Source organism: Mycobacterium sp. NGS40 (genome assembly GCF_059812735.1).
Map to the genome: position 1 here is coordinate 41619 of NZ_JCALDG010000004.1, position 18917 is coordinate 60535.

Sequence of the window (18917 nt, forward strand, 5' to 3'; positions counted from 1 at the left end):
CTCTACTGCGGCTTCGGCATCAGCCCGGGCAACGATTTGGCGATGCGGCGTCGGACGAACTCGGGGCTCAGGCCCTTGAGCAGGTCGATCATCCGAATGCTCCTCGGCACATACCAATGCAGCCGCTTGGGGTTGTGGTAAGCCTCCCACGCAGCTTCGGCCACGCTGGTCGCCGGCATCAACCGCATCAAGCCCTTCTTCGGCGCGGTGGCGCGCAACTGCTCACCGGTCATCGGGGCACCGCCGTCGGCGGAATGGTTGGGCGTCGTGGTCAGGATGGCGGTGTCGATCAAACCGGGCAGCACGTCGGCGACACGCACCCCGTGGCGCTGCCATTCCACGCTCAGCGCTTCGGTCAGTCCCTTGACCGCGTGCTTGGTCGACGAATAGACCGCGATGCGCGGCATCCCGTAGGTGGCCGACGACGAAGACGTCGAGAACATCAGGCTGCCGGGAATCTTCTTCAGATAGGGCAGTGCCCCGTAGGCGCCGGTCAGCACGGCCTTGTAGTTCACCTCGACGACGCGCATCGTGGCCTCGTAGGGCACGTCTTCGAACCAGCCGGACTCACCGATTCCGGCGTTGTTCCACATCATGTCCAGCCCGCCGCCGGCATTGCCGGCGCAGAAGTCGGCCAAGGCGCTGTCCAGATCGGCCTTGACCGTGACGTCGACGGTGCGACTCCACAAACGCTCGTCGCCGAGCTCGCCGAGGAGCCCGGTCAGGCCGTCGGCGTTGCGGTCGACCGCACCGACCCGCCATCCGTTGGCGTGGAAGAGCCTGACTCCTTCACGGCCCATCCCACTGCCCGCGCCGGTGATGAAGACGGATTTCACTTAGCCCGCCTCGACCACATCTTTGATGCGGTTCAGCGTCTTGGTCATATCGCGGACATTGCGGCGTTTACGCAGAAAGCCGCCGAACAACCAGTAGATCCCCAGCCACGGCGCGGGGCTGAGCCGGAACGATTCGGTCACGTCGGTGCCGTTGCCCGATGGCGCCAGGCGGTAGTGCCAGTTGTTGACCGGCTTGTCGCCGAGATAGACCGCGAAGCCGAATTCACGGCCAGGCTCGCACGCGGTTACTTTGCAGACAGTCCAATAAACCGGGCCGATTTCATTTCTTTTGACATGGCCGCGGAATTCGGCGCCGAGGGCCGGGCCGGTGGCATCACCCAGCCACTCGGCTTCAAAGACCTCCGGCGAGAACTTCCCGGTGTTACGGACATCGGAAATCAAGTTCCAGATCTTGTCCGCCGGTGCCGCCATATGTACTGTCGCCGAACCTTCCATGGCCCGATCCAAACACATGGCTGGGCGTGAACCTAGGCCGCGCCCGAATTGATCATCAGTGCGGGACGGCCGCCTGGATGAGACCGTTGATGATTTCCTTGATGCCCTGCGCGGGGTGCGAGTACCACCCGATCGGCAAGCCCGAGTTGGCACCGCACTTCGGCCAGGGCTCCACGCCCTGGTCGGCGAAAAGCCGGTTGGCAACTGCGATTTGCTGCTCACGAGAGGCCGCGGCAGGATTGCCGACGCCGCCATAACTGGCCCAGGTGGCAGGCTTGAATTGCAGCCCGCCGTAGGCACCGTTTCCGGTGTTGGCGTGCCAGTTGCCGCCGGACTCGCACTGCGCGATCGCGTCCCAGTTGGGCGTGGGCGCCGCGCCGGCCTCGGCGGTCGCCGGACCTAGCGTCGCCGCGATGAATCCGCCGACAACGGCGTACTTCACGAGAGGCTTCCCCAAGTTTCTCATGTCAAGCAATTCGGCACGTGTGTAGAAAGCGTTACCGTTTTGATTGATTCACGAGATAAGAATTTTATGGCATTTCTATGGCAATGAAATCGATACGTCACCCGCCGACGGCGGCTTGTCGCAGGTCGAATGGCTAAGTGCAATAAGACTGAGTCGCCAGAGCCAGGGCCTGCTGGTAGAGCCTGTCTAACAGCCGCGCGCGGGTCACGGCGGCCCGCGCGGCGTCGAGTTGCGGGACGCAGGACGGCGAGTGGAGCAGGTCCCAGTGGATCACCATCTGGTTCAGCATCGTCTGGTTGAGGCCGTCGATCGTCGACCGTGACACGGACAGGTCGGGCGCACCGGCGGGCGCATTTGCCGGGTTGAGCTTCCACTCCGCGAAGCGGGTGTGCTCGATCGCCTCGGTGGCGTTGATCTGGTCCCCGAACACCCGGCTGACGTAGCTCGGATCAATGTGTTCACCGGCGGCATCGGCGCTGAGTTTGGCGAGTTGCTGCTGGACGCGGTCCGGATCTTCGACGGCAACGTGCGCATTCCATTTGTAGGCAGCCACGGCCTCGGCGACCTGCAAACGCTGCGCGGCCGCATCGACCAGCTCAGTCAGCGCGCTGGTGTCGGCTCGCGCCTGGGTAGCCAGCAGCGTCGCGGCCGGCAGCGCGGCCAGCAGAGCCTTTAACGCACTACTGCGCCTGACGATTGCCGTCAAGCGCAGTAGTGACATCCGACGATAGGGTTTATCCGCCGCCGCCGGGGGTGGCGCCCAAGGTGGTCTGCAGGTCACCCTTCATCGCGTTCAGCTGCGCGCCCCAGTATTCCCAGCTGTGGGTTCCGTAGTTGGGGAAGTTGAACACGGCGTTGTGGCCGCCCGCGGCGTTGTAGGCGTCTTGGAACTTCTTGTTGACGCCGATCATGAAGTTGCTCTCGAGGAACGTGGCCGGGAGGTTGGCGCCGCCCAGTTCGTTCGGAGTTCCGTTGCCGCAGTACACCCAGAGGCGGGTGTTGTTGGCGACGAGTTGGCCGACGTTGACCAACGGGTCGTTGCGTTGCCATGCCGGGTCGTTATCCGGGCCCCACATGTCTTCCTTCTTGTAACCGCCGGCGTCACCCATCGCCAGGCCGATCCAGCTCTGCCCGGTCGAGGGGCTGAGGTAGCCGGACAGCGAACCGGCGTAGACGAACTGAGCGGGGTGGTAGATCGCCAGGTTCATGGCCGAAGCCCCGGCCATCGAGATGCCCACCGCGGCGCTGCCATTCGCCTTGACGCCCTTCTGCGACGACAGGTATCCGGGCAGCTCGCTGGTCAGGAACGTCTCCCACTTGTAGGTCGAGCAGCCGGCCTTCCCGCACGCGGGGCGGTACCAGTCGGTGTAGAAGCTGGACTGGCCACCGACCGGCATCACGACGGACAGGCCCGACTTGTAGTACCACTCGAACGCGGGGGTGTTGATGTCCCAGCCGTTGTAGTCGTCCTGGGCGCGCAACCCGTCAAGCAGGTACACCGCGGGCGACCCGTCGCCGCCACTCTGGAATTGGACCTTGATGCTGCGGCCCATTCCTGCCGACGGCACCTGCAGGTATTCGACGGGCAGACCAGGTCGCGAGAATGCACTCGCGGTGGCTCCGCCTCCGGCAAGACCGATCAGACCCGGCAGCGTCACTGCCGCTGCCACACCGACCAAAAGCCGGCGCCCCCAGGCCCGGATCTTCTCGCTCACGTCTGTCATACCTGTGCCCCTTGTCGGTCGTATGTCGTCGCGTGGTGCCCTCGGCAGAATTTACCGTGTAAATAGCTGAAATGTCGATTGGGACGCGTTGTCATCCCGGTTTTGTTTCGGCTGCCGCGAAAAATAGTCCCGGTGCGATAACTGATCGCGATAGCTTTCACCCGGTTTTACGCCCTCATTCGGCGCCCTGGCCCGACAAACCGCCAGGTAGCGGGCCCGTGGCAACGGCGAGGCGCCAGGGGAGCGGAGTGCGACAACACGGGCTACAAACGCTGTCAATTGGTGGCGGTCCATCGTTTTCGACACGCCCCGCGGCTCCCGCCAATCGGCCGGCCGGTTAGTCGCAATGACACGTGGTACGACGGGGGACCGCCGCGGTGAGCCGGCGCCGGGCCACTTGACGCGGTCGGCAATTAGGTCGATTCCGTCGTCGATGTCGGATCCGCGCGAGTTTTCCCGGGATCTGAGATCGGTGCAGCCGAACCCTTTCCGACCGCGTAGGCTCTCTCGGAGCAAGCCGATGGAGACCGAACGCTAAGCCGGTCCGTTCCGGCCCTACGAATCACCGCACCGCGGACGTGATGGCGCGTGACGGTTCGGCAGGGGCCGCGGAGTCCGGGACGATTGAGGTGCAAATTTTGGACACGGTACTAGGGCTATCACTGACGCCGACCACCTTCGGGTGGGTGCTCGCTGAGGGGCACGGCGCAGACGGCACCATCCTGGACCACCAGGAATCGGTGTGTCAGGCCGAGGACGGCGTCGCCGCCGTGGGTACCGCGGAGCAGGTGGCACAAGAGGTCTTGCGGGTCGACGCGCAGGCCAGCTCGAGCGATCACCATCTGCGCGTCGTCGGGGTGACCTGGACCGATGAGGCGGCCGCCCAGGCCGCACTGCTGCTGGAGGCGTTGACCGACGCCGGATTCGACAACGTGGTGCCGGTTCGGCTGCTCGAGGCGGTCGAGACCCTGGCCCGGGCGATCGCGCCCGTCATCGGCTACGAGCAGACCGCGGTCTGCGTGCTCGAACACGAATGGGCGACGGTCGTCATGGTCGACACCCATGACGGCGACACCCAAACCGTCGTCAAGCACATCACCGGCGGCTTCGACGGGCTGCGCTCCTGGCTGACCGGGATGTTCGACCGCAGCGGCTGGCGCCCGGGCGCCGTAGTCGTCGTCGGCGCGGACAGCGACATCGACGGATTCTCCTGGCAGCTCGAAAAGGCTTTGCCGGTACCGGTGTTCGCGCAGACCATGGCGCAGGTGACAGTCGCACGCGGCGCGGCGCTGGCCGCGGCTCGAAGCACCGAGTTCACCGACGAGCAACTGATCCCACAGATCAGCGAACCCACGCCGGCCGCGCCACCGCGCCGGCCCGGGCACTTGTCCTATGCCGGCGCGGTGACCGCGCTGGCCGCCGGCGCCGTCACTTTCGTCTCATCCCTGGCGGTGGCCGTGGGCATTCAGCTTGCTCCCGACGCCACCCGCGCGGCGGGCAAGCATGTCGTGCACGGGCAGACGCCACCGGTTGCCGAAGCCGTCACGCCCCCCGCGGTGGCGCCGCCGGCCGCGGAACCCCCCGCGCCGCGCCCGGCTGCCGCCGGCGAACCGGTTTCAAACCCCGGCCCACTGGACGAGGGCGCCCCGGCCGAGCAACAGCCCGACCCGAATGGCCCGCAGCCGTACCTGACCAGGGTGCTCGAACACATCCCCGGCGACACCGGCGATCCGGCGATGCCGTCCGCGCCGTCGCAGCCGTAAGGCCCTAGCGCTGCCGAATCGCGGTGCAATAGTAAGTCCCGTCGGCCAAACTTCCAGCGGTCGCCGGTATTTCGGCTAGGCCGTTGGCCGCGAACAGTTCATTGAGCGTCTTGGATTCCGTCTGCCAGCCGTGGCGATTCAGGTATGCGGCGACGTCGTTGCGCTCAACGTCGTAGCGCAAGTCGGCGAGTTCCACATCGAATCCGTGCGCACGCCAACGCTCGCCGGCGATGGCGACCATGTCCGGCGCCGGCTCACCGTTTTCGTCCGGCCGGTTACCGAAAATCTCGGCAGCAAGCCGGCTTCCGGGTGTGCTGAGATCGGTGATGTTGTCCAGCAAGCGATCCTGCGCATCCGGCGGCAGGAACGCAAGCAGCCCCTCGGCGATCCAAGCACTGGGCTGGTCAGCGTCAAAGCCCTTATCGCGCAACGCCGTTGGCCAATCGTGCCGCAGATCGATCGGTACCACTCGCAGTTCGACCGTCGGCCGCACGTCCAAACCCGCCAGCGTGGAGTCTTTGAACTGCATCACCTCGGGCTGATCGATCTCGAACACCGTGGCCCCGGCCGGCCAAGACAGTCGGTAGGCCCGCGCATCCAGTCCCGACGCGAGGATGACGGCCTGGCGGATGCCCGCGTCCATCGCGTCCCGGAAAAACGCGTCGAAGTACGGGGTCCGGACACCCATCAGGTCGGCCATCCGCTGCAAACCCCACGCCTCGTCGGCGACGTCGATGTCGGCCGCGTCGATCTCCCCGTTGGCCCAGCGCGCGAGGAATTCGATTCCCACGGCCCGCACCAGGGGCTCGGCGAAAGGGTCGTTCATCAGCGGCTTGCCGGCCCTGGTGGCGACGGCCCGGCCGGCGGCCACCATGGTGGCTGTCGCCCCGACGCTGGTCGCGAGGTCCCACGAATCGTTTTCTGTACGAGGCATTTTGATCCCTTTCAGCGAGACAAGGTAATAGATACTTAGCGGCGGTAACTAATCCTCATCGAGGATACACGCGCCGATGGGTACCGCCAGTGGAGCTCAATCGTCCTTGGCGTGAACCGCGGTGAAAGTCAGCGTCACCTCGTCGGCAACCTGTACCGAGCCCATCAGCAGCGAGTACGGCTTGATGCCGAAGTCGGACTGACGCACCGTGGACTCGGCGGAGATTCTCCAGGATTCGCCGAGATCCTCAGTGTGCAAATCGATTACGTGCTCGTGCCGGTTCCCGCGAATCTCAAGCGTGCCGGTGAGGAGGTAGCCACGCTCGCTTTGTTCGATGACGTCGGCACCGAAGCGGATTTCGGGGAAGCGATCGGCACCCAGCGAGCTCAACGCGTTCGACCGCACCAGCGCCTTCTCGGGACCCGAGAGGCCCTTGACGCCACCGCGGCTGCCGATCACCTCGAACGAGTCCGTCTCGACCACAAGCTCGGCCGCAACCGGATCGGCCCCGGTCCATCGCACCGTCGCCCGCCAGCGCGTCATCTCGATCGTGAGGCGATGGCCCATCCGCGCGGCCCGGCCCTTGACCCCGGTACGAAGCTGCAGTTCGCCGTCAGCGGCGTCAAGCGTCCATAAGTCGGTCACAAACCGACTGTATTCACATGGTCAAAACGGTGCGGTAGTGCGCCCGTCCTTGCTCCATCGCCGCGTAGCCCTCGGCGGCCTGGGCCAGCGGCAACTCCTCGATCCAGGCCCGCACGCCTGACAGCACGGCGAAATGCATTGTGTCTTCGACATCTTTCGCGGTGCCCGACGGGTGGCCGACGATGCTCACACCCGGCGTGATCAGCTGTACCGGGCTGATCGGCAGCGGGTCGGTGGTCACGCCGATGGTGATCAATTCGCCCCGGGGCGCCAGCCCGCCAACCGTGTCGGCCATGGCGGCGGAGTTTCCCGCCGTGCCCAGCACGACCGTCGCGCCACCCAAGTCCTGCAGCGCGCGGGCGACGTCACCACTGGTGGAATCGATGTAATGGTGGGCACCCAGTTTCCGGGCATCGGCTTCCTTGCCGGCGCCGCGCGCGATCGCGATGGTCTCGAAGCCCATCGCCCGGGAGAACTGCACGCCGAGATGGCCGAGCCCACCGACACCGAGAATCGCGACCCGGTCACCCGGCAGCGCCTTGGTGTGGCGCAACGCGTTGTAGGTCGTCACGCCGGCACAGCCCATCGGTGCCGCTTCCACATGCGACAGCTCGGCCGGGACGCGGGCCAGCGCATTGGCCGGTACCGTCACGGACTGCGCATAGCCGCCGGGATACTGCCAGCTCGGAACCTTCATGTTGGCGCAGTGGATGAAAATGCCCCTGCGACAGGGATCGCAGCGGTTGCAGTTTCCGCCGAACCAGCCGACGGCGACGCGATCACCAACCGCGAAGCCCTCGACCTCATCGCCGAGTTCGGCTATGGTTCCGGCGATTTCATGCCCCAACGTCAGCGGCCACGTCATGTTCGGAAAGCCGCCGTTGGCGAATGCGCGGTCGGTCCCGCACACACCGCAGGCCGTGACGGTCAGCCGTACTTCGTCACGGCCGGGCGGTTTCGTCTCAACTTCGGTCAGCTCCAAAGACCCGCCAGGGGACTGCATCTGGACGGCGTGATGTGTCGGCATGCGTTACCCCCGGTCGAATTGGTGCCTCAATGGGCGACAGGACATTCCCCGGACCCGTAGTCCACCTGCCAGTGCTTGATGCCGTTGAGCCAGCCCGATCGCAACCGCTGCGGCTTGCCGGCGGACTTGATGTCGGGCATGGCGTCGGCGATCGCGTTGAACATCAGGTCGATGGTCATGCGCGCCAGGTTCGCGCCGATGCAGTAGTGGGCGCCGGTCCCGCCGAATCCCACGTGCGGGTTCGGGTTGCGCAGGATGTTGAAGGTGAACGGGTCCTCGAAGACGTCCTCGTCGAAGTTGGCCGAGCGGTAGACCATTACCACCCGTTGGCCCTTCTTGATCTGCACTCCGGACAGCTCGTAGTCCTCGAGGGCGGTGCGCTGGAATGACGTGACCGGGGTGGCCCATCGGACGATCTCGTCGGCCGTGGTGGCGGGGCGTTCCCGCTTGTACAACTCCCATTGGTCGGGGAAATCGGTGAAGGCCATCATGCCCTGGGTGATGGAGTTTCTGGTCGTCTCGTTGCCGGCTACCGCCAGCAGGATGACGAAGAAGCCGAACTCGTCGTCGGAGAGCTTGTGGCCGTCGACGTCGGCCTGGACCAGCTTGGTGACGATGTCGTCGCCGGGGTTTTGCGCCCGGTCCGCGGCCATCTGCATCGCGTAGGTGATCAGTTCGACCGAGGCGCCCATCGCATCGTTGCGGGCGAATTCGGGGTCCTGGTCGCCGACCATCTGGTTGGACCAGTGGAACAGCTTCATGCGTTCCTCCTGGGGCACGCCCATCAGCCCGGCGATGGCCTGCAGCGGAAGCTCGCACGACACCTGCTCGACGAAATCGCCGGAGCCTTCGGCGGCCGCGTTCGCAACGATCTGCCGGGCGCGCGCGTTCAGGTCCTCCCGCAGCCGTTCGACGGCGCGGGGCGTAAAGCCGCGGGAGATGATTTTGCGAAGGTGGGTGTGCTGCGGGGCGTCCATGTTGAGCAACACGTACTTGCCCGTCTCGCGCTGCTCGCGGACCGTGCCCTCGCGGTAGCGGGGCAGGGCGGTGTTCTCCAGGCTGGAGAACACATCGCTGCGCAACGAAATCTCTTTGACGTCCTTGTGCTTGGAGACCACCCAGAAGCCGCCGTCGTCGAACCCGCCGCAACCGCTGGGCTGTTCGTTCCACCAGATCGGCACGGTGCGTCGCAGCTCGGCCAATTCCTCCACCGGCAATCGCTCGGCGTGGATGTCCGGATCGGTGAAATCGAAGCCCGGAGGCAAATTCGGGATCGGCTTGGTGGTCGTCTCGTTAGTTGACAAGGCCCACTCCTCGATACGAAGTCTTCTAGTCGTATGTCTTGTGCCAAATAAACCACTGCAACACCACCGTTGGGAAGGATTGACGCAACATCGACCGGCCAAATTGCAACATGTTCAGCGGCGATGAGGGGTGACGACGTCGGCCAACCTCTGCCCGGCCCAGCCGGGACACCGGTGGCGGGTTGGCCGATGGACGGTCGGTCAGCCAACCCTTGTGGCCCGCGACACAATCGATATGCTTTTGTCCAGGTCACCGGCGCACCGAGGGCCGGGTGACGGGAACGGAAGGGTGGGAGGCGCATGATTCGCGAGGTACTCGCCGTCGCTGCGATCACGGGTGGGGCCATCAGCGTCGCGCCCTGCGCGGCGGCCGGTTACGAAGGCGACGTCCCGAACATGAACTATCAGGCCTCGCTGGGCGCGCCGTGCGACAACTACGAGCGCTTCATTTTCGGACGCGGGCCCAGTGGCCAGGCCGAAGCGTGCCACTTCCCGCCGCCCAACCAGTTCCCCGCCGCGACCACCGGCTACTGGGTGATTTCCTATCCGCTGTACGGAGTCCAGCAGGCCGGCGCGAAGTGCCCCGGCCCGCAGAGCGCGGCACAGTCCGATCGCGGACTGCCGATGTTGTGCCTGGGCGCTCAAGGCTGGCAGGAGGGTTGGTTCACCGGGGCCGGGTTCTTCCCGCCTTCGGGATAACCGACACGGCCGAAACGTCGGCCGACGCGGAGCCCAATTCCCCGGTGGCTGCGCTTCGTGCGCTCGCTGGTCAATTACCGACCCTCTAGAGTCGTACCAAAGTTCCTTTCAAGTCCCGCAACGATAGGAGACTCCGGTGGCGGTCAACCCCAGAGACGCCGTGGACGCGGTCAAGGACATCGCGACCAATGCCGTCGAAAAGGCTTCGGACATCGTCGAAAACGCCGGCGACATTATCCGCGGCGACCTCAAGGGCGGGGTCAGCGGCATCGTCGAGAATTCGATCGACATCGCGACTCACGCGGTCGAGCGAACCAAGGAAGTCTTCACCGGCGGCAAGTACGACGTAGGCGAGGATTAGCCGAAGACTGGCCTCGATCAGACGCTGGCGGCCTCATTGAGCTCGTCGAGCTTGTTGGTCGCCTCCAGGTATTCCTGCACCCAGCGCTCGATGACGGTCGACGTCTTCTCCACCTTGCTGAACTGCCCGACCACCTGACCGACGGGGTTGAAGGCCACGTCGACGGATTCGTTGGGGTAGCGGTTCGTGGCGCGCACGGCCATGCCGGAAACCATGTACTGCAGCGGCATTCCGAGCGGCTTGGGGTTGTCCGGCTTCTCCCACGCCTCGGTCCAGTCGTTGCGCAGCATCCGGGCCGGCTTGCCGGTGAACGAGCGGCTGCGCACGGTGTCGCGGCTGCCGGCCCTGACGTAGGCCGCCTGCTGCACCGGCGTGTTCGAGGATTCCTCGACCATCAGCCATTGCGAGCCGGTCCACGCGCCCTGGCAGCCCAGCGCCAGGGCCGCGGCGATCTGCTGGCCGCTGCCGATGCCGCCGGCGCCGAGAACGGGGACCGGGGCCACCTCCTTGACGACCTGCGGCCACAGCACGATCGAGCCGACCTCGCCGCAGTGTCCGCCGGCCTCGCCGCCCTGGGCGATGATGATGTCGACGCCGGCATCGGCGTGCTTGCGCGCCTGCGAGGGGGAGCCACACAGCGCGGCCACCTTGAGCCCGGCCTCGTGGATGTGCTTGATCATGTCGGCCGGCGGGGTGCCCAGCGCATTGGCGATCATCTTCACCTTCGGGTGCTTGAGTGCCACCTCGACCTGCGGCGTGGCCGTTGCCTCGGTCCACCCGAGCAGCTGCAAGGTGTCGCCGTCGCTGTCCTCGACCGGCACGCCGTGGTCGGCGAGGATCTTCTTACCGAAGTCCAGGTGCTCCTGCGGAACCATCGCCTGAAGCTGTTTGGTCAGTTCTTCGGCGGACAGGTTCGAGTCCATGCCCTCGTACTTGTTCGGGATCACGATGTCGACGCCGTACGGGTGGTCGCCGATGTTCTCGTCAATCCAGTTGAGCTCGATCTCCAGCTGCTCGGGCGTGAAGCCCACCGCGCCGAGCACGCCGAAGCCCCCGGCCTTGCTGACCGCCACCACGACATCGCGACAGTGCGTGAAGGCGAAGATCGGGAACTCGATACCGAGCTCGTCGCAAATAGGGGTGTGCATTACAACTCCTGGGATGCTGGCCGAATTGGAACGTGTTCTAGTTTAATACCCGCGTCCATGACGTGGCCAGGGGCCCCTTACTAGCGCGCCACGACTACGACGTGTCGCCGAAAGCGGTCAGATGACCAGGGCGCGGGCCACCCACAGGAGCAGGAACGCGAGCATGCACCCCGCGCAGACCAGGTGATCGCGGCAGACCGACCGGGCCAGCCGGCTCTGCTCGGCCACGCTGTCGGTGCGCTGCCCGAGCCGAATCGCGTCAGGAACCGTCTGCGTCAGTGCCAGCATCGTCGGGATGCCGGCCAGCCCGGCCGACAGCACCAGTAGCCAGGCGGGATCGCGACCCAGCGTTGCCTGAAACCCGAACGCGCCCAACAAAATCAGCATCACCAGCGCGATCAGCCGGCTCATCGGGCGCGACGCGGTGGTCGCGCGGTGGTAATACGTCGCGATGGACGCGAGCACCGGCTCGGGCAATTCCTCGCCGGCCGACCGATGCACCAGAACCTGGACATCGAACATCAGGTCCATCCACAACACGGCGAAGAGGAAGCCGCTGCAGGCGGTGAGCAATGCAGCCACACTCATCCACCTCCGGTTCGCCCGAATATAGCGGCCATCCGCCGATTGGAACAGGTTTCACTACTACGTCAGGCGACCGCGTTGACCGAAGCCAACAACCAGGACTTCCATTCGGTGGGAATCGGTATGTATCCGTTGTCCGCCAGGCCTTCCTGGCCGGCCCCGAGAGCGCTCTCCAAGAATGCGCGCACGGCGGTACCGACCTGCGGATCCGCATACTTCGAGCAGACGATCTCATAGGTCGCCATCACGATCGGATAGGCGCCGGACTGGGTGGGGTTATAGAACGACACGGTGTCGAGCACCATGTCGTTGTCCCGGCCGATGACGGCCGCACCCGCGATCGTCTTGCTCACCGAGTCGGCGCTGATCGATACCGGGTCCGGACCGGCCGCAGTGACGATCTTCGCCATGTTCAGGTTCTTCGCCTCGGCGAACGACCACTCGTTATAGGTGATCGCCCCTTCGGTGGCCTTGACCGCCGACGAGGTGCCGTCGTTGCCTTTGGCGCCCTCCCCGACACCGCCGTTGAACGCCTTGCCGGCGCCTTTGCCCCACACGCCCCCCGACGCCGCGTCGAGGTACTTCTGGAAGTTGTCCGTGGTCCCGGACATATCGCTGCGGAACACGACCCGAATCGGTTCGGCGGGCAGCGTCACGCCCTTATTGAGCGCCTGGATCGCGGGATCGTTCCACGTGGTGATCGCTCCCTTGAAGATCTTCGCGGCCGTCTGGGCATCGAGGTTCAGCGATGCGGTGCCCTTGACGTTGAAGGTGATCGCGATCGGCCCGAATACCACCGGCAGGTCCCAGGCCGGCGAACCGCAACGGTCCTGGGCCGCCGCGTACTCATTGCCTGCCAGCGGTGAGTCCGAGCCACCGAAATCGGTTTGGTTGCCCGTGAATTCACTGATCCCGGCACCCGAGCCGTTCGCGGTGTAGTCCAGGGTCTGGCCGGGGCACGCCTGTTCGAACGCCTTGATGAACCGCGTCATCGCGTTGGCCTGTGCCGTCGATCCACTGGCTTTCAGCTTCGCCTTGCCGCCGCAATTCACCTTCACCGGCGAGGTCGGCGTCGTGGAGTTCCCCGCGGCATTGTTGTCGGCGCCGCATCCGGATAACAGCAGTGCACTGGTGACCGCGACACTGAGCGCGGCGCCAAATCGGTTGCGCTTCAAATCCGTTCCTACCTGTCGCGACGAAACGGGAGCGCCGCCGCGCTGTCCGCGGCGCACTGGCCAGCCATCTCTGGCAGTCACGAAGCAAATATTAACAAGGGTCACACCCACCAAAATTTGCCATCCGCGGACGACGCGGTGCCGACCCTTGATCCGCTCCGCCGCCAGCGGGTACCGTAGTGCTGCCAATTACGAAACGCAGAGTAGCGTAATAGGATCCCCGGCTCCACCGAAAGGAACGGCTCGATGCGAAGCCCCTACTCCGGCCGCCCTTTCACCACGTCAACGCCGGAAATCGCGGCGGCTTTGGAGGACGTCAGCGTTCCCACGCTGCTGTTGTCGCTCGTCCACATCACCGGCGACCCCCGCTTCATCCGCGACTACAAGCAGATGGGCATCTTCCTCAACGAGGTGCAGGGGTTCATGTCGGAGGAGGACAAAGCCCGTGCCCGCGCCGAGGCGCTGACCGTCATCAGCGAATACCGCGACCGCGGGTGCCCCGAGCCGGAGCCACTGAGCCCGGAACTCATCCGGGAGATGATGGACTGGGCCGCCTGCGAACATGTTCCCGACGACTACCAATCCCTGGTCGCCGAGGAACTCGACCTTGACGGCACCGACCCTCGCCGCCCGGCGCCACTACCGGCCGGGCGAGGCGCCGACCTCCCGGTCCTGGTCATCGGGTGCGGCGAATCCGGCATCTTGGCCGGCGTGCGTCTTCAACAAGCCAACATTGCCTTCACCATCGTGGAGAAGAACGCCGGCCCCGGCGGAACATGGTGGGAGAACAGCTATCCCGGAGCTCGCGTGGACGTGGCGAATCACTTCTATTGCTACAGCTTCGAACCCAACAACGACTGGACGCACTTCTTCGCCGAGCAGCACGAGCTGCAGCACTACTTCACCAAGGTCATGGCCAAGCACGACCTGAATGAGCATGTCCGGTGGAACACCGAGGTCGTCGCGGCCGAGTGGAACGACGACGCCGGCGCGTGGACAGTGTCGCTGCGCGGTGTCGACGGCGAAACCGAGACCCTGCGCGCCCGGGCCCTCATCACCGCGGTCGGCCAGCTGAACCGGCCGCAGATCCCCGAGTTCGACGGGGCCGAAAGCTTTGCGGGACCGTCTTTTCACTCCGCGGCCTGGGATCACTCAGTCGATCTCCGCGGCAAGCGGGTTGCCTTGATCGGGGCCGGCGCCAGCGGCTTTCAGATCGCACCTGCGGTCGCCGGGGACGTCGGGCACCTCACCGTGTTCCAGCGGACCGCGCAGTGGATGTTCCCGAACGCGATGTACCACGACGAAGTCGGCGACGGCGTGCGCTGGGCGATGACGAACCTGCCGTTCTACGGACGGTGGTACCGCTTCCTCGTCCTGTGGCCCGGCTCGGACAAGGGCCTCGACGCCGCCGAAGGCGACCCGAACTACGCGGGCGAGGATGCCGTCAGCGACATCAACGCCGCCGCGGCGATGATGTTCTCGCAGTGGATCACCAGCCAGGTCGGCGACGGCCCAGACTCCCAAGAACTGTTGGCCAAGGTGATGCCCGACTATCCCGCCTGCGGCAAACGCACGCTACAAGACAACGGCAGCTGGCTGCAGACCTTGCAGCGCGACAACGTCGAACTGGTGCGCACCGCGATCCAGAAGATCACACCCCGCGGCGTCGTCACCGAAGATGGTGTCGAGCACGAAGTCGACATCATCGTCTACGCCACCGGGTTCCGGCACACCGACGTGTTGTGGCCGCTGAAAGTGACCGGCCGCAACGGAATTGACTTACACCAGATGTGGGGGAGCCGCCCGTACGCCTACCTGGGCATCACAGTTCCCGATTTCCCCAACTTCTTCATCATCTACGGACCCGGCACCCACCTCGCCCACGGCGGCAGCCTGATCTTCCAGTCCGAACTGCAGATGCGCTACATCGACCAGTGTCTCGCGCGACTGGCCGACGTCGACGTGCACTCGATGGAACCCAGGGCCGAAGCCGCGACCGACTGGCACCGACGGACGCAGACCCAGATCAAGAAAATGGTGTGGTCCCATCCCGCGGTCAAACACTCCTACTTCAAGAACGCCGACGGCGAAATCCACACGGTCAGCCCGTGGCGCCTCAACGAATACTGGACCGCGGTACGCGAGCCCGACTGGTCTCAATTTGTTGTGCGACAACGCAGTTCCTAATCCGACCAGGAAAGTGAGCACAGCACTATGCGCACGGTAGTCGTCGACGGCCCCCGCAACATCCGGGTCGACACCCGTCCCGATCCTGTCCTTCCGGGCCCCGACGGAGCGGTTGTCGAGGTCACCGCCGCCGGCATCTGCGGATCCGACCTGCATTTCTACGAGGCCGACTTTCCGATGCCCGACCCGGTCGCGCTGGGCCACGAGGCGGTCGGCACCGTGGTGGAAGTCGGGCCCGAGGTGCGCACTGTCCGAGCCGGAGATCAAGTCATGGTGTCGTCGGTCACCGGCTGCGGAAAGTGCCCGGGGTGCGCGACCCGCGATCCGGTCTTGTGCTACTCCGGTTTTCAGATCTTCGGCGGGGGCCTGCTCGGTGGTGCGCAAGCCGATCTGCTGGCCGTGCCGGCCGCCGATTTCCAGTTGCTGAAGATGCCCGACGGCATCAGCACCGAACAGGCTCTGCTGCTCACCGACAACCTGGCCACCGGCTGGGCGGCGGCGCAGCGTGCCGACATTCCGTTCGGCGGCGCCGTCGCGGTCGTCGGATTGGGCGCTGTTGGTTTGTGCGCGCTGCGCAGTGCGTTTTTTCAGGGTGCTGCAACGGTTTTCGCAATCGATATGGTCGATGGCCGCTTGAACCGCGCGGCGGGGTGGGGTGCGACGCCGCTCAAAGCGCCGGCGCTCGAGGCGATCATGACGGCCACCGGCGGACGGGGCGCCGACGCGGTGATCGACGCCGTCGCCACGGATTCCTCTCTGACAGACGCGATCAACCTCGTCCGGCCCGGGGGCACCGTCTCGGTTGTCGGTGTGCACGATATGAATCCGTTCCCGCTCAACGCCTTGGGCTGCCTGATTCGCAGCACCAGCCTCCGATTCACCACGGCGCCGGTCCAGCGCACCTGGCCGGAGTTGATACCGCTGCTGCAATCGGGCCGACTCGACGTCGACGGCATCTTCACCACATCGATGCCTTTGGACGAAGCCGCCAAGGGCTACGCGACCGCGGAGTCGCGATCCGGTGACGACGTGAAGATTCTGCTGAAACCCTAGGATTCGCGGCGGACGTGGTTCGTCAGGTACCGCAGCGTCCGCATCGGCCGGCGCCGCACCGAGGCGAGGCACATCACCGGCCAGCCGTGCGCTGCCGCCGCGGCGGCCAGGCCCGAGCGAGGATTCACCGGTCGCGGATAGCCGACCACCGACATCGACGCGGCGTCCTCGTCGCCGTCGGCATAGAAGTAGCTGTGTTGCACCGCGACATCGTTTTCGGTGCAGAACTGTTGCACCGCGGCCGCTTTCGTCGTTCCCCAGACGATCGGTCTGACGATTCCGCCGGTGAGGCGTCCGAGCGCGTCCAGCTCGAAACGGTTGCACTGCACGTTGGAGATGCCGAGAAAACGCGCGACCGGCAGCGCCTGGATCGACAGCGCCGAGGAACTCAGCACCACGGTATGCCCGCGCTGCTGATGCGCGTGCACGATGTCGTGCATGTGCGAATACAGGCGTGAGGCAACACGTTCGACGAACAACCGCTCGCCCAGCTCATCGAGCTCGAGCAGTGATTCGCCTCGCAGATATCCCGCGGCCCGGACGATGAGGCGCTCGAATTCCAGGCGGCCGAATCGATAGCGCAGGGCGGCATCGAATACGCCGACCAGCTCGCCGAGCCCGACCTGCCGGCGCCGGATCCGGTCGCCGACATGAACCGCGGCCGTGAAGCCGTCCACCAGGGTGCCGTCGAGATCGAAGAAGGCGCCGACTCGCGGTCCTGGTGCACTGGCCGCGATCTCGGCAATGGCGTCGGCGGGCGAGAGCATCGTCATAGTCACCACGTCGACTCCATCCGTCACCTGGTAGCCGTTATGTACTGCGAATGCATGAAACTGTCGATCTTCACGTCGACGGCGGGGGGCGTCATCCCGTAGCCGGCCTGTAGGTCCAGGGTGTTGCGGACGGGCTCGACGCTCCAGCCGTGTGCGGCCAGCCATTCGGCCGGTTCGCCCTGGGGCTCATACGTCAGGGCGGAGAAGTCCACATCGCCGGACAGGTTGACCCCGGGGTGGTTGGTTTCCAGCGCTTCGAGCTGATCGTGGTCCAGTCGCGATCCCAGTGCGCCGATGGCGATTCGGCTGCCGGGTGCGCTGAGTCCGCTGATCCGGGTGAACAGGGTGTTCTGGGCTTCGTCGGTCAGGTAGGGCAATATCCCCTCGACCGACCACGCGCTCGGCCTTTCGGTGTCGAAGCCGGCCGCTTCCAGTGGCCTGGACCAGTCGGTGCGCAAGTCGGCTGCGACTTCAACCCGCGACGCCTTGGGCACCGCGCCGTGCTCGCTCAGCACACGAGCCTTGAATTCCAGGACTTTTGGCAGGTCGACTTCGAAAATGCTTGTTCCGGAAGGCCATTGGAGGCGATACGCGCGGGAGTCCAATCCGGCGGCGACGATCACCGCTTGCCGGATGCCCGCGTCGGCCGCGGAGCTGAAGAAGTCATCGAAAAACCGCGTTTGCACACCGTAGAGACGCGGAAACGCGGTCTCGTCGTCGGTACTTCCCGGATTGGCAAGCGCACCGGCCAAATACGGGTCCTGCGAGGCCTCGACGAATAGCTTCGCGTATTCGTCGCGGACCAGCGGTTGTGCGCTCAGGGTGTGCACAGCGCGCCATCCCGCCACCAGGAGAGCGGTGTAGCCCACGCTGCTGACGATGTCCCATTGGTCGTCATCGGAACGGAGCGAGCCGAATGCGGGCCCAGATTCAGGCGCAGTGCTCACGATCGCCCCTCCTATGTGGATCAACCGAGATCCACGGTACCTGCGAGGGCGTCTTCAGAGTTCAAGAAACACCGTTACTGGCCCCTCGTTGACCAATTCGACGTGCATATTCGCTCCGAACACGCCGGTTTCGACGCGGGCGCCCAAGCCGCGCAACTCCTCCGCGAACACCGCGACCAGTGGCTCGGCGATCGCCCCGGGAGCCGCCGCGTTCCAGGACGGCCGGCGGCCCTTCGCGGTGTCGGCATAAAGCGTGAATTGGCTGACCACCAGGATCGGGGCATCGATGTCGGCCGCCGAACGTTCGTCGGCGAGAATGCGGAGGTTCCACAGCTTCTCGGCAAGACGGCGCGCCTTGTCGGCATCGTCGGTGTGTGTGACGCCGACGAATGCCAGCAGGCCCTGACCTTCGGGCCGGATGGCACCGACCACCCGGCCGTCGACGGCCACCGCTGCCGACGAGACCCGTTGCACCAGAACCCGCATGGTTCGATGCTGCCAGGCGCGATGGGTAGGCTCGACGGGTGTCTGTCCTTGTCGCGTTCTCGGTCACCCCGCTCGGCGTCGGCGAGGGCGTGGGCGAGATCGTCGCCGAAGCGGTGCGGGTGGTGCGCGACTCCGGGTTGCCCAACAAGACCGATTCGATGTTCACCGTGATCGAGGGCGATACCTGGGAGGAAGTGATGGCGGTCGTGCAGCGCGCCGTCGAGGCCGTGGCCGCTCGCGCCCCCAGGGTCAGCACGGTGATCAAGGTGGACATGCGCGCCGGCGTCGCGGACGCGATGACCCGGAAAGTCGCGACGGTCGAGCGCTACCTCGCCGAGGGCTGACGCG

The 18917-nt window shown here is 65.5% G+C and carries 21 protein-coding genes; 6 read left to right on the forward strand and 15 right to left on the reverse strand.

Going from position 1 to position 18917, the window contains the following annotated elements:
- Nucleotides 1–2: 2 nt before the first annotated feature.
- From AC5Y5O_RS07780 to AC5Y5O_RS07800, 5 genes are all read right to left on the reverse strand, one after another.
- Complete coding sequence (locus AC5Y5O_RS07780) at nt 3–836, reverse strand: SDR family oxidoreductase (RefSeq protein ID WP_096287881.1); 834 nt, start codon at nt 834–836, stop codon at nt 3–5.
- Complete coding sequence (locus AC5Y5O_RS07785) at nt 837–1310, reverse strand: SRPBCC family protein (protein WP_165796404.1); 474 nt, start codon at nt 1308–1310, stop codon at nt 837–839.
- Between the two features lie 37 nt (nt 1311–1347).
- Nucleotides 1348–1758, reverse strand: a complete 411-nt coding sequence (gene rpfC / locus AC5Y5O_RS07790) for a resuscitation-promoting factor RpfC (protein ID WP_165796405.1) — start codon at nt 1756–1758, stop codon at nt 1348–1350.
- A gap of 133 nt (nt 1759–1891) precedes the next feature.
- Entirely contained in the window at nt 1892–2479 is a 588-nt protein-coding gene (locus AC5Y5O_RS07795; protein WP_096287883.1) for a chorismate mutase, read from the reverse strand.
- A gap of 13 nt (nt 2480–2492) precedes the next feature.
- Complete coding sequence (locus tag AC5Y5O_RS07800) at nt 2493–3482, reverse strand: esterase family protein (protein ID WP_096287885.1); 990 nt, start codon at nt 3480–3482, stop codon at nt 2493–2495.
- A 638-nt stretch (nt 3483–4120) separates the two neighbouring features.
- Between AC5Y5O_RS07800 and AC5Y5O_RS07805 the strand changes: the two genes are divergently transcribed.
- Nucleotides 4121–5245: a DUF7159 family protein gene (locus AC5Y5O_RS07805; RefSeq protein ID WP_096291154.1), complete on the forward strand. Its 1125-nt coding sequence runs from the start codon at nt 4121–4123 to the stop codon at nt 5243–5245.
- Nucleotides 5246–5249: 4 nt separating this feature from the next.
- Here the strand turns inward: AC5Y5O_RS07805 and AC5Y5O_RS07810 are convergent, their stop codons facing one another.
- From AC5Y5O_RS07810 to AC5Y5O_RS07825, 4 genes are all read right to left on the reverse strand, one after another.
- A complete protein-coding gene (locus AC5Y5O_RS07810; RefSeq protein ID WP_096287887.1) occupies nt 5250–6179 on the reverse strand; it encodes a class I SAM-dependent methyltransferase in 930 nt (309 codons plus the stop codon).
- Nucleotides 6180–6275: 96 nt separating this feature from the next.
- Nucleotides 6276–6824: a YceI family protein gene (locus AC5Y5O_RS07815; RefSeq protein ID WP_096287889.1), complete on the reverse strand. Its 549-nt coding sequence runs from the start codon at nt 6822–6824 to the stop codon at nt 6276–6278.
- Nucleotides 6825–6837: 13 nt separating this feature from the next.
- The gene (locus AC5Y5O_RS07820) at nt 6838–7851 is read right to left on the reverse strand and encodes an alcohol dehydrogenase catalytic domain-containing protein (protein WP_096287891.1); all 1014 of its coding nucleotides are present in this window, start codon (nt 7849–7851) and stop codon (nt 6838–6840) included.
- Between the two features lie 26 nt (nt 7852–7877).
- Nucleotides 7878–9155, reverse strand: coding sequence for a cytochrome P450 (locus tag AC5Y5O_RS07825; protein ID WP_096287893.1), 1278 nt, complete (start codon nt 9153–9155; stop codon nt 7878–7880).
- Between the two features lie 300 nt (nt 9156–9455).
- On the opposite strand from AC5Y5O_RS07825, the gene AC5Y5O_RS07830 reads away from it, so the two are divergent.
- Together AC5Y5O_RS07830 and AC5Y5O_RS07835 are read left to right on the forward strand one after the other, a co-directional pair.
- Nucleotides 9456–9854, forward strand: a complete 399-nt coding sequence (locus AC5Y5O_RS07830) for a hypothetical protein (RefSeq protein WP_096287895.1) — start codon at nt 9456–9458, stop codon at nt 9852–9854.
- A 136-nt stretch (nt 9855–9990) separates the two neighbouring features.
- Nucleotides 9991–10215 carry an Rv1893 family protein gene (locus AC5Y5O_RS07835; RefSeq protein ID WP_096287897.1) on the forward strand — a complete coding sequence of 75 codons (225 nt, stop codon included), beginning with the start codon at nt 9991–9993 and terminating at the stop codon, nt 10213–10215.
- Between the two features lie 17 nt (nt 10216–10232).
- Here AC5Y5O_RS07835 and AC5Y5O_RS07840 read toward each other — a convergent pair whose 3' ends face one another.
- The 3 genes from AC5Y5O_RS07840 to pstS form a co-directional block, all read right to left on the reverse strand.
- Nucleotides 10233–11363 (reverse strand): nitronate monooxygenase, encoded by a 1131-nt coding sequence (locus tag AC5Y5O_RS07840; RefSeq protein ID WP_096287899.1) that lies wholly within the window; start codon nt 11361–11363, stop codon nt 10233–10235.
- A 117-nt stretch (nt 11364–11480) separates the two neighbouring features.
- On the reverse strand, nt 11481–11945 hold the full coding sequence (locus AC5Y5O_RS07845; RefSeq protein WP_096291155.1) for a hypothetical protein: 465 nt from the start codon (nt 11943–11945) through the stop codon (nt 11481–11483).
- 68 nt (nt 11946–12013) lie between these two features.
- On the reverse strand, nt 12014–13123 hold the full coding sequence (gene pstS / locus AC5Y5O_RS07850) for a phosphate ABC transporter substrate-binding protein PstS (RefSeq protein WP_096287901.1): 1110 nt from the start codon (nt 13121–13123) through the stop codon (nt 12014–12016).
- A 246-nt stretch (nt 13124–13369) separates the two neighbouring features.
- Between pstS and AC5Y5O_RS07855 the strand changes: the two genes are divergently transcribed.
- Both AC5Y5O_RS07855 and AC5Y5O_RS07860 read left to right on the forward strand, forming a co-directional pair.
- The gene (locus AC5Y5O_RS07855) at nt 13370–15310 is read left to right on the forward strand and encodes a flavin-containing monooxygenase (protein WP_096287903.1); all 1941 of its coding nucleotides are present in this window, start codon (nt 13370–13372) and stop codon (nt 15308–15310) included.
- 27 nt (nt 15311–15337) lie between these two features.
- On the forward strand, nt 15338–16363 hold the full coding sequence (locus AC5Y5O_RS07860; RefSeq protein WP_096287905.1) for an alcohol dehydrogenase catalytic domain-containing protein: 1026 nt from the start codon (nt 15338–15340) through the stop codon (nt 16361–16363).
- Here AC5Y5O_RS07860 and AC5Y5O_RS07865 read toward each other — a convergent pair.
- From AC5Y5O_RS07865 to dtd, 3 genes are read right to left on the reverse strand one after another with little or no spacing between them, the layout of a single operon-like run.
- Nucleotides 16360–17136 (reverse strand): HAD-IB family hydrolase, encoded by a 777-nt coding sequence (locus AC5Y5O_RS07865; protein WP_096287907.1) that lies wholly within the window; start codon nt 17134–17136, stop codon nt 16360–16362. The genes AC5Y5O_RS07860 and AC5Y5O_RS07865 overlap by 4 nt on opposite strands.
- 23 nt (nt 17137–17159) lie before the next feature.
- Nucleotides 17160–18083: a class I SAM-dependent methyltransferase gene (locus AC5Y5O_RS07870; RefSeq protein ID WP_500024529.1), complete on the reverse strand. Its 924-nt coding sequence runs from the start codon at nt 18081–18083 to the stop codon at nt 17160–17162.
- Between the two features lie 54 nt (nt 18084–18137).
- On the reverse strand, nt 18138–18569 hold the full coding sequence (gene dtd, locus AC5Y5O_RS07875) for a D-aminoacyl-tRNA deacylase (protein ID WP_500024531.1): 432 nt from the start codon (nt 18567–18569) through the stop codon (nt 18138–18140).
- Nucleotides 18570–18607: 38 nt separating this feature from the next.
- Between dtd and AC5Y5O_RS07880 the strand changes: the two genes are divergently transcribed.
- Complete coding sequence (locus AC5Y5O_RS07880) at nt 18608–18913, forward strand: MTH1187 family thiamine-binding protein (protein ID WP_096287912.1); 306 nt, start codon at nt 18608–18610, stop codon at nt 18911–18913.
- Nucleotides 18914–18917: the final 4 nt, after the last annotated feature.

What these genes read in the sequence shown, in the direction of transcription:
- AC5Y5O_RS07795 (WP_096287883.1), bottom strand. Translation starts at nt 2,479, where the DNA reads ATGTCACTACTGCGCTTGACGGCAATCGTCAGGCGCAGTAGTGCGTTA.
- AC5Y5O_RS07810 (WP_096287887.1), bottom strand. Translation starts at nt 6,179, where the DNA reads ATGCCTCGTACAGAAAACGATTCGTGGGACCTCGCGACCAGCGTCGGG.
- AC5Y5O_RS07860 (WP_096287905.1), top strand. Translation starts at nt 15,338, where the DNA reads ATGCGCACGGTAGTCGTCGACGGCCCCCGCAACATCCGGGTCGACACC.
- AC5Y5O_RS07855 (WP_096287903.1), top strand. Translation starts at nt 13,370, where the DNA reads ATGCGAAGCCCCTACTCCGGCCGCCCTTTCACCACGTCAACGCCGGAA.
- AC5Y5O_RS07840 (WP_096287899.1), bottom strand. Translation starts at nt 11,363, where the DNA reads ATGCACACCCCTATTTGCGACGAGCTCGGTATCGAGTTCCCGATCTTC.
- dtd (WP_500024531.1), bottom strand. Translation starts at nt 18,569, where the DNA reads ATGCGGGTTCTGGTGCAACGGGTCTCGTCGGCAGCGGTGGCCGTCGAC.
- AC5Y5O_RS07800 (WP_096287885.1), bottom strand. Translation starts at nt 3,482, where the DNA reads ATGACAGACGTGAGCGAGAAGATCCGGGCCTGGGGGCGCCGGCTTTTG.
- AC5Y5O_RS07865 (WP_096287907.1), bottom strand. Translation starts at nt 17,136, where the DNA reads ATGACGATGCTCTCGCCCGCCGACGCCATTGCCGAGATCGCGGCCAGT.
- AC5Y5O_RS07785 (WP_165796404.1), bottom strand. Translation starts at nt 1,310, where the DNA reads ATGTGTTTGGATCGGGCCATGGAAGGTTCGGCGACAGTACATATGGCG.
- rpfC (WP_165796405.1), bottom strand. Translation starts at nt 1,758, where the DNA reads ATGAGAAACTTGGGGAAGCCTCTCGTGAAGTACGCCGTTGTCGGCGGA.
- AC5Y5O_RS07830 (WP_096287895.1), top strand. Translation starts at nt 9,456, where the DNA reads ATGATTCGCGAGGTACTCGCCGTCGCTGCGATCACGGGTGGGGCCATC.
- AC5Y5O_RS07820 (WP_096287891.1), bottom strand. Translation starts at nt 7,851, where the DNA reads ATGCCGACACATCACGCCGTCCAGATGCAGTCCCCTGGCGGGTCTTTG.